Source organism: Desulfatibacillum alkenivorans DSM 16219, assembly GCF_900142135.1.
Classification (GTDB): domain Bacteria; phylum Desulfobacterota; class Desulfobacteria; order Desulfobacterales; family Desulfatibacillaceae; genus Desulfatibacillum; species Desulfatibacillum alkenivorans.
Window position 1 is genome coordinate 1 of record NZ_FQZU01000006.1, and the last position, 15686, is coordinate 15686.

The following is a 15686-nucleotide window of genomic DNA, read 5'->3' on the forward strand; positions in this document are numbered from 1 at the left end:
GAAAAGTTCTTTGCGGAGCTTACTTTCAAGAAAGCGATTCGCCGAAGGCTCTAATCACCTGCGCGGAGCGCCATTGAAAAGTTTTGATCAAACTTTTTGCCGCGTCGCGGCGTATAGAAAAAGAGTTTGCCGCCGGAGGCGCAGTTCGCAGTTCGTCTTTTCCGCAGTTCATCAGTTCAGTAGTTCCTTAGTTTTGAATTATGGCGGCAACGGCCCGTTCCGCGCTGGACAGGGCGCCTTCCAGGTATCCGCCGTAGTAGTCGGCGGTTTCGCTGCCGGCGAAGTGGAAAGAGCCGTCCCAGATGCTTGTTTTTCCTCCTGGCGGATGGAATTCAGGGTGGTTATGGGCGGAGCGCTGGTCGTATTCCGCGGCCGTATACTTTTCCCGGGCCCAATCCTGGTAGTAGATTTTCACCGGAGTTTTTGCGTTTTCTCCGAAAAGACAGGGAAGCTGGGCCAGGACGGCCTGGGTCATGGTTTCGTCGTCCTTGCGCCTTAAGGCGGGGATATTTGAGAAGCCGGTAAGTCCATAGGGCGCGCCTTCCGGGGCGGAGCCGTCGTGAAATTCCCCGATGGGCCCGCACAGGCTGAAGCCCTGGCCGGAAAAGCCCATGCTCAGCCAGTCCGCTTTGTCGTACAGGGCGAAAAATTTGGCGTGCCCGGCCATCCAGGTGCTGGCTTTCAGCATGGCCTGGGTGAGGCCGTAGGATAAATCCGGGGTGAATAAAATGGAGCTGGCCGCCAATCGGGGCGGCATGGCGAGGATAAGGTGGTCCGCCTCCAGCACGCATTGGGGCGCTCGGTCCAGAACTCCCACATGGACCCGGACGCCATGGTCTTGGCGCTGGATTTCGCAGACCGGATGATTCAGGCGGACGTCACTCCGGGGAAGCCGGGAGCACAGCCCCTTGATCATAGATGCCATGCCGCCTTCCAGCCTGCGGCCGGGGGGATCCATGGGATAGCCCGGAAAGTTTTCCACATGGCCGTCTTTTGCCATGAACCGGGCCATGCCTTTTTCAAACTGAGGGAATGATTGAAGCCCCAGAGCCTGGATGAGGGAGACCACCTTGGGGTTCAAGGCCGGCCAGTACCAGGACGGCCCCAGGTCCGCGAAAAAGCCCTCATGCTCCGGGCAGAGTATCCTGCCTCCCACCCGGTCCCGGGCTTCCAGGATGGCGATGGCTTTATTTTGCGCCGCCAGCAGGCAGGCTGCATACAGCCCGCTGAGGCCGCCTCCGATAATTACAACGTCCGTTTTTTCCATGTGCATATTCTTAGAAATTGGAGCCTTTCAATCTATCTTTTCCCCCAGGCCTAATGCTTGTTTCCGGGGGGGATTCGTCGAGGAAGGCAAGGACCGCGCTCCGGATCTCCTTGTCCCTATTGACTGCTGAAAACCCGAAAGCCAGGGGCCAGAAGCGGTCTTCCAAAACCAGAACCAGCCGTGTGGCGCCTCCGCTTTGCTGGGACGTCGGCTTGCATATGACGGCGTCCACAATCCGGTTCAGTCTGGCCCTGTCGGATGCGTTGGTCCAAAGGCCGCTTCTCCGCCAGGTCGCCATGCCGGTGGATTTATCCAGTTCGGTGATCGTCTCCCTGTAAAGGAGCAGCCCGCCGATGATGAAGGCCGGTCCAAGCGCCAGCCCGAACGCGGCGTCCTTTGAGAACGCCTTGCCGCCGAAAGCCAAAGAATACAGGCTTGCAAGCAAGGCGATGAGTCCGAGAGCGAGGATGAAAGCGAAAACAGCGCGGGGCTTGTTTTCAATGACAAGGCGGGTTGAGGTCTGCTCGACGATTTTTGTCATGGCTTTGATTGCGCTCCCCGATTTGGATGAAAAAACCTATCCGGCCCATGCCAAACAAATAGGTTGTTATCATCCGCCTTCAGGGAGGGCAAGTCAATCCCAAGTTTGGGGGCCTTTGCAGCCGGCGTTGAAGGCCCCGCATCAGGGGGGGGCGGCTGGAAGGCTTTGCCTGAAATCCCCGTTTATCCGGAAGAAAAGAAGAAGATGTGCAGCTTAACATAGGTAGGGCGCGAATGGCTGAACCAAAGGCCCTTCGTGCAGCAAGGCTTCAAACTCTTCGGGCGGCAGGGGTTTGCTGAAGTAATACCCCTGGATGTAATCCGTCTCTATCTTGTGCAGGAAATCCAGTTGATCTTTGGTTTCCACGCCCTCGGCGACCACCTGGATATTCAGGCCATGGGCCATTTCCACGATCGCCCGCACCAGCATGTTGGCCTGGCGCTCGTCCGGCACGTCGTCCACAAACGACTTGTCTATCTTAAGGACGTCGATGGGAAAACGGCGCAGATAAGATAAAGAGGAATACCCGGCGCCAAAGTCGTCCAGGGAGGTCGTTACTCCCATGGCGCGCAGGTCTTGCAGCGTTATTCGTGATTGTTCAGGGTTTTGCATAAGAACGCTTTCGGTGATCTCCAGTTCCAGAGCGCCGGGAGGCAGGCCTGTTTTGTCCAGGACCTCCCGGACAAGGAGCGGCATGTCATCTTCGCGAAACTGCCGGGGCGAGACGTTCACGGCCACCTTGACGTCCTTTCCGGAGGCGGTGCGCCAATGCTGGGTTTGCCTGCACGATTCCTCCAGCACAAAGCGGCCGATGGGGACGATCAGGCCCGTGTCCTCCGCCAACGGGATGAAATCCGCCGGGGACGCCAGGCCGCCGTTGCGCCGCCATCGCACAAGCGCCTCCATTCCCATGATGGTTTTATGGGCGGTGATGACCTTGGGCTGATAATGCACGGTTATTTCGTTATTCTGCAAGGCGGTGCGCAGGCTGCCTAACATGGCCAGTCTTTTGTTGGCCTCTTCGTTCATGGATCGCTTGAAGAACCTGTGTTTGCCCTGGCCGGATTGCTTGGCCTCCCGGCAGGCCACGTCCGCGTTTTTTATCAGGGTAATGGGGTCCGCCGGCTCCGAACCCTTTTTGGTGACGGCAATGCCCATGGAGGCGCTCAGATAGATTTCCTCATCGTTAATCCGAAAAGGCTCGTCAAATATTGTGTTGAGCGAATCCGCGGTCAGGGCGGCGTCGGAAGGCGATTTCAGGCCTGTTTGCACCAGAACAAAATCGTCGGCGCCCATTCGGCAGCAGAATTCCCTCCATCCATGGCGCAAAACCAGCCTGTCTGCCGCTTCCTGCAATATTTTGTCGCCTGCGACGTGTCCCAGGGCGTTGTTTACGGAAACAAAATCGTCAAGATCCAGCACGATGACGGCCAGGAGTTCATCCGCCCTTTCCGCCCGGGCTATGGCCTGTCTCAGATGCTCCGTAAAAAGTTCGCGATTAGGCAGGTCGGTCAAGGCGTCGTGGTAGGCTTGATGCCGGAGCATCTCCTCCCCCCGGCGTACGTCGGACAGGTCGTGAAAGACCCCCACATAACGGGAGGCGACGCCGAAGTCGTCCTTCACCGCCGTGATGGTGGTCCATTGGGGGTAGGCTTCCCCGTTTTTGCGGCGGTTCCAGATTTCGCCCCGCCACTCCCCCTTCTCAATGAGAGCATCCCACATTTTTTTGTAAAAATCATCGTCCTGCCGGTCGGATTTCAGGATGCTCGGATTTTCCCCCAAGGCTTCCCCGGCCGAGTATCCGGTGATATTGCTGAAGGCCTTGTTGGTGGAAAGGATCTTTCCGTCCTGATCGGTCACCACCACCCCTTCCAGAGCCTCGTCAAAAACCTTCTGGGCCAGTTCCAGGCGGTTTTCAAATTGCTTTTTTTGATGGATGTCCACGTGCGTGCCGACCATTCTTTGGGCCCGGCCGTTTTCATCAAACTCCATGACGCGGCCCCTGCCCAGAATCCATTTCCAGTCCCCGCCCTTGGTTTTCATCCGGAATTCAACGGAATACGGTTCGCCGCTTTTCAGGTATTTGATCATGAGCCTTTTGGCCCTGGGAAAATCATCCGGATGCATCAGCATCTCCCAGGTTTCCATGCTGGGCTCCATTTCGTCCGGCTCATAGCCGAGCATGGTGTAATAGCGGGGGCTGAAATAGGCCCGCTTCTCAGGGATGCACCAGTCCCAAAAGGCGTCGCTGACCGAGTCTATGGCCAGTTGCATCCGCTCCCTGGAAATACGCAATTCCTCCTGCACCGCTTTTTCCGCGGTTTTGTCTTCAAAAATGGCCGCGATCTCCCCGCTGGGCAGCTTGTAGACGTAATTTTCCACCCACAGGTCCACGCGATGATCGCTATACTGGAACATGGGCTTATGCTCGGGTTCGCCAGTGCGGTAAACCCTGCGAAACACCTCCAGCAGGCCCAGTTTTTCCACGCTCGGGAACACCTCCTGGACGCTTTTCCCGATAATGTGCTCCCGCTTTAGCCGGCTTGACTCTTCGCCGGCCTTGTTGATTTCCTTGAAAATAAAGTCTCGCCCGTTCTCACTGGCCGTGTAGACGGCGATGCCGGTGCCGATTCCCTCAAAGATGGTTCGAAACAGGAACTCGCTATGAAAAAGCCGGCGCTCCAAATTCACCTTTTCCGTGGCGTCCTGATTGCTTCCCCGGCGGCCGATGAATTCTCCCTGATCGTCAAAAATGGGGCTGCAAACGTGGGATATCCAGTGAACCTCTCCTTTTTGGGAAATGATCCGGAAATCCATGGGCGCGTGGACGGGCCCCGCGTGCATGCAGTTGAGATGCTTTAAAACCTTGTCCCGGTCGTCGGGATGAATGATTTTGATGTAAAGATCGGGATCCTCCATGAACTCCCGGGCGGTGTAGCCGCTTATCCGCTCGCACGAAGGCGACACATAAAGGAATGATCCATCCGCGCCGATCATGTATTCCCAATTGTGGGAGCCATCCGCAATGGTGTGGTAAAACTGCTTCGGCGTCGGGCGCCGTGCGGATTGCAAGCCTGAATGCCGCACCCGGCTTTTAAAGGTCTTCTGTTTCGTTTTGGTGACGCCGTCCTCGCCGATTTGCGGTTTTACCATGTGACCAAGCATACTCGCCGTTCATCCCTTCCTCAAAAAAATCCCGCTAAGGTTCAGCCGGCAGGTCCAGCAAGAAGGGCGTCCCATCCGACTTGATTTTCGCAACTGCGTACGCGGCGCCGTCCGAATCCGGCGCACGAATCCCCTCTTTTAGGCTTTATCGGAACGATCGGGCCTAAATTTAACTGAAAAGCCCCTTTTTTTTGACAGGCGCTATATGCTGTATGACTTTTATCGGGGATCTCAATAATTCAGTTATGATCACATAATATCCTGTTTTATATGGATTAAATTCTTTTCAAGCGTTTTGGGCCTCGCATGAATCTTTTGCTAATGATAATCTTTGTCAATTACTTGACGGGCAGACTAGGCCTTTTTCTTCGGCGCGCTTTGCGAGAAGATTCGTCGTAATAACAAAACATTGAAGCGCCGCTTCCGAATCGGCCCTCCCGGGGGTGTTAATAATATGACGCATTAAATACAAATATGTAAAAATTTGTTTGGCCGCCTACCAAAGTGAAAAATAATTGCGCAAATACCCGTACCCTTTGTAAACGCAATAAATGCAGCGTGTTACAGAGTAGCTCCCTTCCGGCTTTCAGGAAGGGAAGGGGATCTCTTCGCCCTCCGCCTCCCTGTGATTTTTTAATAACTCACTGTTAAAACAATGTAAAATTTTGATGGCACGCCGCCTGCAAGGAGGCTTTCAAAACCGGACGCCGGTTTTTGCAATAATTGTGTTCGGACGCCAGGGGGCGTCCTTTTCACCTGGACAAACGGCTTCACAAATATTCCGGCGCAATGCCTCTTGCATCCGGCAATCCTTCCCATTTTTTCAGGGGGCTTGCGTCGGGCGCGGTCTTTTAAGCGGAATGTTGCAGGCGCCGCCAGCCACCACTAAATTTATGAAAGGAATTGGCGAATGTTGAAAAATATGACCGTGGGCAGGAAGATTTTTTTGGGGTTTATTTCCGTTCTTGTTCTTCTTTCCGCGGTGGGTTTTATATCTTATGAAGCGCTCGTGGGAGCTTCCCAAGGATTCACTTCATACCGGGAGATGGCGCGGGACGCTAATTTGGGGGGGCAGTTGCAGGCCAACATGCTGATGGTGCGCATGCAGGTTAAGGACTTCCTCATAACAGGAAGCGCGGAGCACATCCGGCAGTTTGACGCGTATTGGAACAAGATGGAGCAGTTCCAGGCCCAGGCGCAAAAGGAGATCCTGGACCCGGAGCGCGCCGCCATGATTGATTCCATTGAAACGCGGCTTGGGGAGTATAAAACGAGTTTCGGTCAGGTCGTGGAGCGCATGAATCAGCGGAACGCCTACGTCAGCGATGTTCTGGACCAAAAGGGCCCGTTCATGGAAAAGACCCTGTCAAAAATCATGGTTTCCGCCCATAATGATGATGACGCATCCGCCGCGTACTATACGGGAACGGCGTTGAGGGGCCTGCTGCTGGGACGCCTGTATATGGCCAAGTTTCTGAATTCCAATGATCTGAAGGACGTGGAGCGGGTGCAGCAGGAATTCAGCGGTATGCAGGAGGCATTGGGGATCCTTGACCGGGAATTGGATAACCCGGAAAGACGGGAAATGCTGGCCGCCGTCGCTGCCGCCAAAAACCAATACATAACCGCGTTTGACAAGCTGGTGCAAGTCATCAAGGAGCGCAATGGGATTATTGCCGATTCTTTGGATCGAATCGGACCGGAAGTGGCTCAGGACATCGAGGACGTGAAACTTTCCATCAAGGAAGTCCAGGATGAACTGGGGCCGAAGCTCGTGGCTTCCAACAAGAAAAGCCTTTCTCTGATTGTGATTGTGGGGGCGGGCGCCATCCTGGGCGGACTGCTTTTGGCGTTGGTTATCACCCGGGGAATCACTAGGCCTATTCAAAGGGTGGTGGACTTCGCCGGAAAGCTGCGGGCCGGGGATCTTTCGGCCCAGTTGGAGGAAGGCAAGGATGAAATCGGCGTGATGAGTTCGGAGCTCAACTCGGTCGTGGAAGCCCTGCGCCGCAAGGAACGCATCGCCGCCGCCATTGCAAAGGGGGATTTAAACCAGGACGTAAGCCTGGCCTCGGACAAGGACTCCTTTGGAAAGGCCCTCAGAACCATGGTTTCCAGTCTCAACGGCATTGTCGGCCGGCTATATGTTGCGGCGGACCAGGTGGACACGAGTTCCAAGCAGGTCTCCGAATCCAGCATGTCCCTTTCCCAGGGCGCCACGGAGCAGGCCTCCTCCCTGGAGGAAATCACGTCTTCCATGACGGAAATCAGCGCCCAGACCAAGACCAATGCGGACAATGCGGGCGAGGCTTCCAATCTGGCCGTGGAAGCCACGGGCGCCGCGGAAAAAGGCGTGAGCAGGATGGCGGAGATGACCAACTCCATGTCCACCATCAGCGAGTCCAGCCAGGAGATCGCCAAGATCATCAAGGTCATTGATGACATCGCCTTCCAAACCAACCTGCTGGCTTTGAACGCCGCCGTGGAATCGGCCCGCGCCGGCGTGCACGGCAAGGGATTCGCCGTGGTGGCCCAGGAAGTGCGCACCCTGGCCTCCCGCAGCGCAAAAGCCGCCCAGGGCGTGTCCGACCTGATCGAAAACGCCGTCAACAACATCCATGAAGGGGCTAAAATCGCCGAAAACACCTCCCAGGCCCTGGACGAAATTCAAAGCAGCGTCTCCAAAGCCGCGAATCTTGTGGCGGACATCGCCGTCAGCAGCAATGAACAGGCCAAAGGCATCTATCAGGTGAATGAAGGGCTCTCCCAGATCGACAGCGTCACCCAGCAAAACGCCGCCAACGCCGAAGAAACCTCGGCCGCCTCCATGGAGCTGTCCTCCCAGGCCACGGCCTTGCGAGGGGTCCTGGCCTTCTTCCAGACCGGCGCCGCCGCGTCGGGCGAAGCGCCCCGGGCGGCCGCGCCCGAGGTCAGGCCCTTGGGCATCGCCTCCCAATCCCAAAAAGCCTTGCCCAGAGAGCCTGAAGCCTGGGGCGGAGACTCCCTGGCAAGAAGCCAGGTGCGGCCGGACCAGTTGATAAGCCTTGATGACAGCGAGTTCGACCGGTACTAGCCCCATTCGCCTTTTTGCGGCGGATGGAATCCCGCCTCCGCCTGCTCTGCGGCTTATTTTCGAAAGCCGGAACCCATGCAAAAGGGTTCCGGCTTTTTGCTTTGGGGCAGCCTCCAGGATTGCACGCTTCGGGCCGGGTAACGGGCGCTCATGTCGCCCTTTTTCAAAGAAATACGGCCGGGGGCGTCATGGCGCTTCCGGCGGCCGCAGGCTGCAGGCCCCAGCCTCTGAATGGAATTATTATAATTTGACTAATGTGCGGCGGGTAATTTGTTTCTCGGGAGGGGCGAAAAAACAACCGGCGTCGCGGCCTTTGCTGCCGGGCTCTCCTTCTTTGTTCGCTAAATTATATAATAAAAATGATTAATTATATTCTTAATTCGAGAGAGGCCCTTGTTTGGGACGGCGGTTGGGAATAGAACCTGATTTTGATATTTTCTATTTAGTCGGGAGTTTTGATTTGTCAAGAAGGGTAAAAAAAGACTTGACGAAATAAATTCTGTTCATATAGAATTCGAAATGAGCAATATTCATGTCGGCAACAGCCTCTCATGCCTTGAATAACAGTCTTGAATAACCGGATGGGTCCAAAAACATCCATGCGACTGTTTAAATATCTCAACTTGTTAGTGAAATCAGTGCACATATTAGCGTCGCCTTATGCAGGCAGGGCAATTGATGTTGAATTGCATTCATAGGTGAACCCGCCCTGGATGATTTCCAGGCGGTCGGGCCGGAAAAAACAGGCGCGGCAATGCCGCTCCCTCCCTCCGGCGCCATGAAAGACTCTTCACGACCTCAGGTCCTTATCGGTCAAACGTTGCACCAAGGAAAGGCGCCTGTCCCATGTTTCTGCAAATCGTTTCAAGCGGTATAGCCATCGGCTGCATCTATGCATTGATCGCTTTGGGCTTTGTCCTCATCTACAAGGCCTCGGAGGTGGTCAACTTCGCCCAGGGCGATCTCATGATGATCGGCGCGTTCCTGGTATACAGCGCCGTCACCCATTTTCACGTTCCGTTCATCCCGGCCTTTTTAATCGCCGTCATCATCATGGCGGTTTTGGGTAAAGGCATCGACAGGCTTTTGCTCCGCCCCCTTGTGGGAGAGCAGGCCTTCGCCCTGATCATGGCCACCATCGGGCTGGGGATTCTCATCCGCAGCATCGGCGGCATGATCTGGGGGTACGACACCTTTTCGTTCCAGGCGGGCATCACGGACCGGCCCGTCCGCATGGGATCGGTGGCGCTGTCCTCCGTCCATATCTGGATCATCGCCGTAACCCTGCTTTTGATCGTGGGGCTGTACTACTTTTTCAACAGGACCAAGACCGGCGTGTCCATGGAAGCGGCGTCCCAAAACCAGCTGGCCGCCTATCTCATGGGCATTGGCGTTAAAAAGGTGTTTTCCAACATCTGGGCCATCAGCGCCATGGTGGCCACCGTGGCGGGCGTGCTTTTAACCCCCCTTCAATTCCTGAACTACAACATGGGCTTTGTGGGGCTCAAGGCCTTTCCCGCAGCCGTATTGGGGGGCTTCGGCAGCATTCCCGGGGCCATTGTGGGAGGCATAATTATCGGGGTTTCCGAGTCCATCGCCGGCGTGTACCTGCCGGAGGGATTTAAGGAAATCTTTGCGTGGATAATCCTGATTGGGGTTTTGATGATTCGCCCGGAGGGCATTTTCGGGATTCAGGAAAGAAAGAGGGTCTAAGAAATGCGTTTTGAGAAGCGAATGCACTACCTGGAGGACGTCCAGCTTTTTCGCTACCGGAGCGACATGGCCTGGTACATCCTGCTCCTCCTCCTGTTGCTGGCGGCGCCGGCCGCCATGGGAACCTATTGGGTGTCCTTGCTGATCCAGATCGGCATATACATCATTGTGGCCCTGGGCTTGAACCTCCTGAGCGGCTACACCGGGCAGGTCTCCCTGGGGCACGCCGCCTTTTTCGCCGTGGGGGCCTATACCTCGGCCATCCTCACCGGCAAGTACAGTATTCCCTTTTTGCTGGCCCTGCCGGCCTCGGGCGTTGCGGGCGCCGCGGCGGGCCTGGTCGTGGGCCTGCCCGCCCTGCGGCTCAAGGGGCTGTATCTGGCCATCGCCACCATGGGCTTCGGCTTTATCGTGGAGGAAATCATCGTCCAGTGGGAAAGCGTGACCAACAGCGTAAACGGCCTCATGGTAACCCGGCCGGTCATCGGCCCCATCTCCTTTCAGAGCGATAAGTCCTATTATTATCTGGTGCTGGCCGTCGTGCTCATCATGGTTCTGGCCATCAAGAACATCCTGCGCACCCCCACGGGCAGGGCTTTTATCGCCATTCGGGACAGCGAAATCGCAGCCGAATCCATGGGCGTCAGCCTGACCGTCTACAAGACCGCCGCCTTCGCAATCAGCGCCTTTTACGCCGGAGTGGCCGGTTCGCTCTTCGCCCATTTCATGTTTTTCATCGGCCCGGAAAACTTCACCATCATGGAGTCCATCAGCTTCCTGGTGATGATTCTGGTGGGCGGCCTGGGCTCTGTCCACGGGGCCGTGTTCGGCGCGGTGTTCATCACCTTTCTGCCCGAAGCCATCAGCTTGAGCAGGGGCTATTTGCCGGCGGTGATAGGCGAGCAGGCCGGGCTTCAGTCGGCCGTGTACGGGCTGGTGCTGCTGCTGTTCATCCGGTTCGAACCCCTGGGCTTGTACGGCCGGTGGCTGAAAGTAAAATTCTACTTTGAAAATTTTCCCTTTTACAAAAAGGACACCTTTCGCAGGGTCAGAAAATTCCATCGGACCGTCAAACAGTAAAACAGGCCGTCCAAGAAGGTTTTCTAAGGCCTACGGGGATTTGACATGAGTGACAACGGTTTTTTTCGAGCCGCCGGCATATCCATACAATTCGGCGGCATCAAAGCGCTGGAAAACGTCAGCCTGGACGTCAAACAGGGAGAGGTGCACGCCATTATCGGCCCCAACGGAGCGGGCAAGACCACATTGCTCAACTGCATCAGCCGGCAGTATAAAGCCGACAGCGGCCAGGTTTTTTTTCAGGGAAAGAACATACTCAAGCTAAAGCCTCACCAGGTGGTTTCCAGGGGCATTGCCCGCACCTTTCAGAACATCGAACTTTTCAAGAACATGACCGTCATGGACAACATGCTCCTGGGCCGCCATTCCCAAAGGGCCACGGGCATTTTCTCCGATATTCTGTTCTACGGAAAGGCCCGTCAACAGGAATCGGACTTCCGCCTGAAGGTGGAGGAGGTCATCGACTTTCTGGACCTCCAGGCCTACCGCAACAGAATCATCAACGACGTCCCTTACGGCGTGCAGAAAAACGTGGAGCTGGGCAGGGCTCTCGTTATGGAGCCCCGGCTTCTTTTACTGGACGAGCCTTCTTCCGGACTGAACATGGAAGAAACCCAGGACCTGGCCTTCTGGATCGAGGACATCAGGGACGACCTGGGTATAACCATAATCCTCGTGGAGCATGACATGCGTCTGGTCATGGACTCCTGCGACAGGGTGACCGCCCTGGATTACGGCGGAGTGCTTGCGGTGGGCGAGCCTAAAGAGGTTGTCAAGAATCCGGACGTGGTCAAAGCTTATCTGGGGGAATGAGTGCGGCATGGCAATACTCCAAGTAAAAAACATCGAGGTTTCCTACGGGCCGGTGAACGTGGCCAAAGGCATTTCCTTTGAAATCGAGGAAGGCTCCATCGTAACCATTCTGGGGGCCAACGGCGCCGGTAAAACCACCATCTTGCGGACCATATCCGGCCTGATCGAGCCGGAAAAAGGAAGCGTGGAGTTTGAGGGCAAGCCCATTCACGGCCTCGAACCCGAAGAAATCGTCAAAATGGGCATATCCCACGTCCCTGAAGGGCGGGAGGTCTTCCCGGACCTGACGGTCTATAAAAACCTCATGATGGGCGCCTTTATCCGCGACGACAATCAGGCCATAGAACGGGATCTGGAGCGGATATACAATTATTTCCCCATCCTGTCGGACCGGAAGGAACAGCTGGCCTTCACCTTGAGCGGCGGCCAGCAGCAGATGCTGGTGATCGGGCGGGCTCTTATGTCCCGCCCCAAACTCCTGCTTTTGGACGAACCCTCCCTGGGCTTGGCCCCCCTGCTCATCAAAGAGATTTTTGAAATCATCACACGCATCAATCAGGAACAGAGAACCACCATCCTGCTGGTGGAGCAGAATGCGCGGATGGCGCTCTCCGTGGCGCAGCACGGATATATTCTGGAAATGGGCCGCATGGTCATGGACGACGCCACGGAAAAACTGCAGGCCAATGAAGACGTTCAGGAATTTTACCTGGGCATGCGGGAAGAGGGCATCCGCGGCGCCCGCCGATGGAAAAAGAAGAAGCAATGGCGATGAATTCTTCACTCAATAAAGGAGAAAAATCCATGTCCATCACTCGAAGAACTGTTTTTCTGATAGCAGCGGCAATCTTTGTACTGGCCTTTTGCCCCGGCCTCTCCCTGGCCGAAGTGGGCGTAACCAAGGATGAAATCAAGATAGGAGGCATCCTGGACCAGTCCGGGCCCATTGCCTTTATGGGCAAGGCCGTCAGCGACGGCTCGAAAATGTACTTCCAGTACATCAACGACAAGGGCGGCGTCCACGGCCGCAAGATCAACTACATTGTGGAGGACGACGGTTACCAGCCCCCCAGGGCCGTGCAGGCGGTCAAGAAATTGACCTCCAGAGACCAGGTCTTTTGCATTTTTTCCGTTTTGGGCTCGGCCCAGTGCAACGCCATGTATCCCATCCTGGAATCCCAAGGCATCCCCCTGGTTCTGCCCGCCACCCAAAACCAGGATATGGGCGTCCCCCCCAGGAAATACCTCTTTTTGGGAGACCCCACCTACACGCTTCAAGGCAAGATCGCCCTGGAATACATCGTGGAGGACAAGGGAATCAAAAGCCCCAAAGTCGCCTGCATCTTTCAGGACGACACCCCCGGCCACGACTGGCGCAACGGCGTCCGCATCGGCGCCAGGCATTACGGCCTGGATGTGCTGGAACTGCCCTTTAAAAGAGGGTCCGTGGATTTCGGATCCCAGATGGCCAAATGCAAGGACGAAGGCGTCACCCACGTTCTGGCTTGGGCCCTTGTCCGCGAGCCGGGCATCATGATGAAGGAAGCCCAACGCCTGAACTACAAGCCCACCTGGATCTGGGCCGCTCCGTCCCTGAGCAAAAAGGTCCTGGAACTGGCGGGCGACGCCTTGGACTTCAACAGCGACATTTACGGAACCAGCATCTGGTCCGACGCCGCCAGGGACAAAACCCCCTCCCTGCAACTGGTGCAGGATTGCATTGATAAATACGGCTGGGGCAACTACGACGAACCTCTTTTTCTCTATGGATTCCAGTCGGCCATGACCCTGGTGGAGGGTCTCAACCGGGCCGGCAAGGACCTGACCCGGGAAGGACTCATCAAAGCCTTTGAAACCTTTGACAACTACGACAACGGCATCTTGGCGCCCATCACCTGGGGACCCAATAAAAGGGCTGGCGGCGATTCCGTCAAGATGTTCGAGGTTAAGGACGGAGAATGGCATGCCATGCAGCAGGGCTGGCGCTTCACCACCATCAAAGACTAACCGTATTATTAGAAGGAAAAGATAAGATCATGCCGACACCCGTCAGATTGGATCCATCGTTAAACACGGTTCCGAAACTGTTTCACGCCAAGGTCAAGCAATTCGGCGACCGTGTGGCCATGAGGGAAAAGGTCCTTGGCGTGTGGCAGGAGATATCTTGGAATGAGTACCTGGATAACGTAAGAATTGCAGGCGCGGCGCTGCTCGCCCTTGGCGTCTCCAAGGGCGAGTGCGTCTCCATCATCAGCGAAAACAACCCGGAGTGGCTCTATTGCGACATCGCGGTCCAATGCCTGGGCGGAATCTCAGTGGGCATATACCCCACCTGCTCCTCCGAAGAGGTGGCCTATATCATCAACCACTCCGAATCCCGCATCTTTTTCGTGGAGGACGAAGAGCAGCTGGACAAGTACCTGGAATCCCGCGCCGAATTGACCTGCGTGGAAAAGGTCATCGTCTACGACATGGAAGGCCTGCGAAAGTTCAAGGACGACATGGTCATGAGCTTTGATGAATTCATGGCCATGGGCAGGGAGGAGCGCCAAAAAGATCCCTACCGGTTCGAGGAAATCTGGCCCAGCGTCCGGCCCGAAGATACGGCTATCGTGGTCTATACCTCAGGAACCACCGGGCCTCCCAAAGGCGCCATGCTGTCCCATAATAACATCACCTGCGCCAACCGCATGCTGGTGGAGGCCAACCCGGTCGACGAGGGGAACGAAATCCTTTCCTTCCTCCCCCTTTGCCACGTGGCCGAGCGGAATTGCACCACTTTCCAGGGACTCACCAGCGGAGTCATTATCAATTTCGCCGAAAACCTGGAAACCGTGCCCGAGGATCTGCGGGAAATCTCCCCCCATTCCTTTTTCGCCGTGCCCCGCATCTGGGAAAAGTTTTACTCCAGCATCATCATCCGGATGAAGGACAGCACCTGGCTGGAAAACAAAGTGTTCGACTGGGCCGTAAAAACCGGACGCATGATTTACGCGTTGAAAGCGGAGGAAAAGCCCATTCCTTCTATGTTGAAGTTCAAATATTTCTGGGCGCATCTGCTGGTCTTCCGAAACATGAAAAGAATGCTGGGCCTCGACCGCGCCGCCTACATGATTTCCGGCGGAGCGCCCATCGCCCCCGAAATCCTGGAGTTCTTTCACGCGGCCGGCCTGCCCATCCGTGAGGTGTACGGACAAACGGAATCCACCGGACCCACCACCATCCACCAGGGCAAAGACATCAAACTCGGGACCGTGGGCAAGCCGTGCCCCGGCGTGGAGGTGAGGATAGCGGAAGACGGCGAAATTCTGGTTCGGGGCGAAAACGTCTTCCAGGGGTATCTGAAAGCGCCTGACGCCACCGCCGAAACCATCGTGGACGGGTGGCTGCACTCCGGCGACGTGGGCAGAATGGACGACGAGGGCAACCTGGTCATCATGGACCGGAAAAAGGACATCATCATCACCGCCGGCGGAAAAAACGTCACGCCCCAATACATTGAAAACAAGCTCAAGTTCAGCCCGTATATTAATGACGCGGTGGTCATCGGCGATCGGAGAAAATACCTCACCGCTTTGGTCATGATCGACAAGGAAAACGTCACCCAGTACGCCCAGGAGGAGCGGATTCCTTTCACCACCTACAAAAGCCTGTGCCATAACCAGGAAATCAACGACCTGATTCAGGCGGAGATCGCCAAGGTCAACAAAACCCTGGCCCAGGTGGAGACCATCAAGAAGTTCCGGCTCATCGACATCGAACTTACCTCCGATGATGCGGAGCTCACCGCCACCATGAAATTGAAACGCAAGTACGTGAACCAGCGCTTCGAAACCCTCATTGCGGATATGTACTAACGAGCGGGGCGCCCCCTGCGGGCGCCTTTAGTAATTGCCCCCCGTGGGCGCCCTTGGCAACTGTGGCCGCGTTCCCCTGTGGCGCCTTCAGCAGTATGTAGCTGCGCCCCCCTGTGGGCGCCTTTAGCAATGTAGTCACAGGGCTTGCCCTGCGTTGCTTTTGGGATGATGAGACAG

At 56.0% G+C, this 15686-nt stretch carries 10 protein-coding genes; 7 read left to right on the forward strand and 3 right to left on the reverse strand.

The window, feature by feature from the left end:
• Window positions 1-187 precede the first annotated feature (187 nt).
• The 3 genes from BUE18_RS06840 to BUE18_RS06850 form a co-directional block, all read right to left on the reverse strand.
• Window positions 188-1267: a flavin monoamine oxidase family protein gene (locus tag BUE18_RS06840; protein WP_342039438.1), complete on the reverse strand. Its 1080-nt coding sequence runs from the start codon at window positions 1265-1267 to the stop codon at window positions 188-190.
• A gap of 10 nt (window positions 1268-1277) precedes the next feature.
• Window positions 1278-1808 carry a hypothetical protein gene (locus BUE18_RS06845; RefSeq protein ID WP_073474282.1) on the reverse strand — a complete coding sequence of 177 codons (531 nt, stop codon included), beginning with the start codon at window positions 1806-1808 and terminating at the stop codon, window positions 1278-1280.
• A gap of 213 nt (window positions 1809-2021) precedes the next feature.
• Entirely contained in the window at window positions 2022-4961 is a 2940-nt protein-coding gene (locus BUE18_RS06850) for an EAL domain-containing protein (protein ID WP_073474284.1), read from the reverse strand.
• Window positions 4962-5883: 922 nt separating this feature from the next.
• Here BUE18_RS06850 and BUE18_RS06855 point away from each other — a divergent pair.
• From BUE18_RS06855 to BUE18_RS06890, 7 genes are all read left to right on the forward strand, one after another.
• On the forward strand, window positions 5884-8046 hold the full coding sequence (locus BUE18_RS06855) for a HAMP domain-containing methyl-accepting chemotaxis protein (protein WP_073474286.1): 2163 nt from the start codon (window positions 5884-5886) through the stop codon (window positions 8044-8046).
• Between the two features lie 846 nt (window positions 8047-8892).
• Window positions 8893-9759: a branched-chain amino acid ABC transporter permease gene (locus tag BUE18_RS06865; RefSeq protein ID WP_073474290.1), complete on the forward strand. Its 867-nt coding sequence runs from the start codon at window positions 8893-8895 to the stop codon at window positions 9757-9759.
• A 3-nt stretch (window positions 9760-9762) separates the two neighbouring features.
• Window positions 9763-10839 carry a branched-chain amino acid ABC transporter permease gene (locus tag BUE18_RS06870; protein WP_073474292.1) on the forward strand — a complete coding sequence of 359 codons (1077 nt, stop codon included), beginning with the start codon at window positions 9763-9765 and terminating at the stop codon, window positions 10837-10839.
• 45 nt (window positions 10840-10884) lie between these two features.
• Window positions 10885-11652, forward strand: coding sequence for an ABC transporter ATP-binding protein (locus BUE18_RS06875; RefSeq protein WP_073474293.1), 768 nt, complete (start codon window positions 10885-10887; stop codon window positions 11650-11652).
• Window positions 11653-11659: 7 nt separating this feature from the next.
• Window positions 11660-12427 (forward strand): ABC transporter ATP-binding protein, encoded by a 768-nt coding sequence (locus BUE18_RS06880; protein WP_073474295.1) that lies wholly within the window; start codon window positions 11660-11662, stop codon window positions 12425-12427.
• A gap of 29 nt (window positions 12428-12456) precedes the next feature.
• Window positions 12457-13659: an ABC transporter substrate-binding protein gene (locus tag BUE18_RS06885; RefSeq protein ID WP_073474297.1), complete on the forward strand. Its 1203-nt coding sequence runs from the start codon at window positions 12457-12459 to the stop codon at window positions 13657-13659.
• A 29-nt stretch (window positions 13660-13688) separates the two neighbouring features.
• Window positions 13689-15509 carry an AMP-dependent synthetase/ligase gene (locus BUE18_RS06890; protein ID WP_073474299.1) on the forward strand — a complete coding sequence of 607 codons (1821 nt, stop codon included), beginning with the start codon at window positions 13689-13691 and terminating at the stop codon, window positions 15507-15509.
• Window positions 15510-15686: the final 177 nt, after the last annotated feature.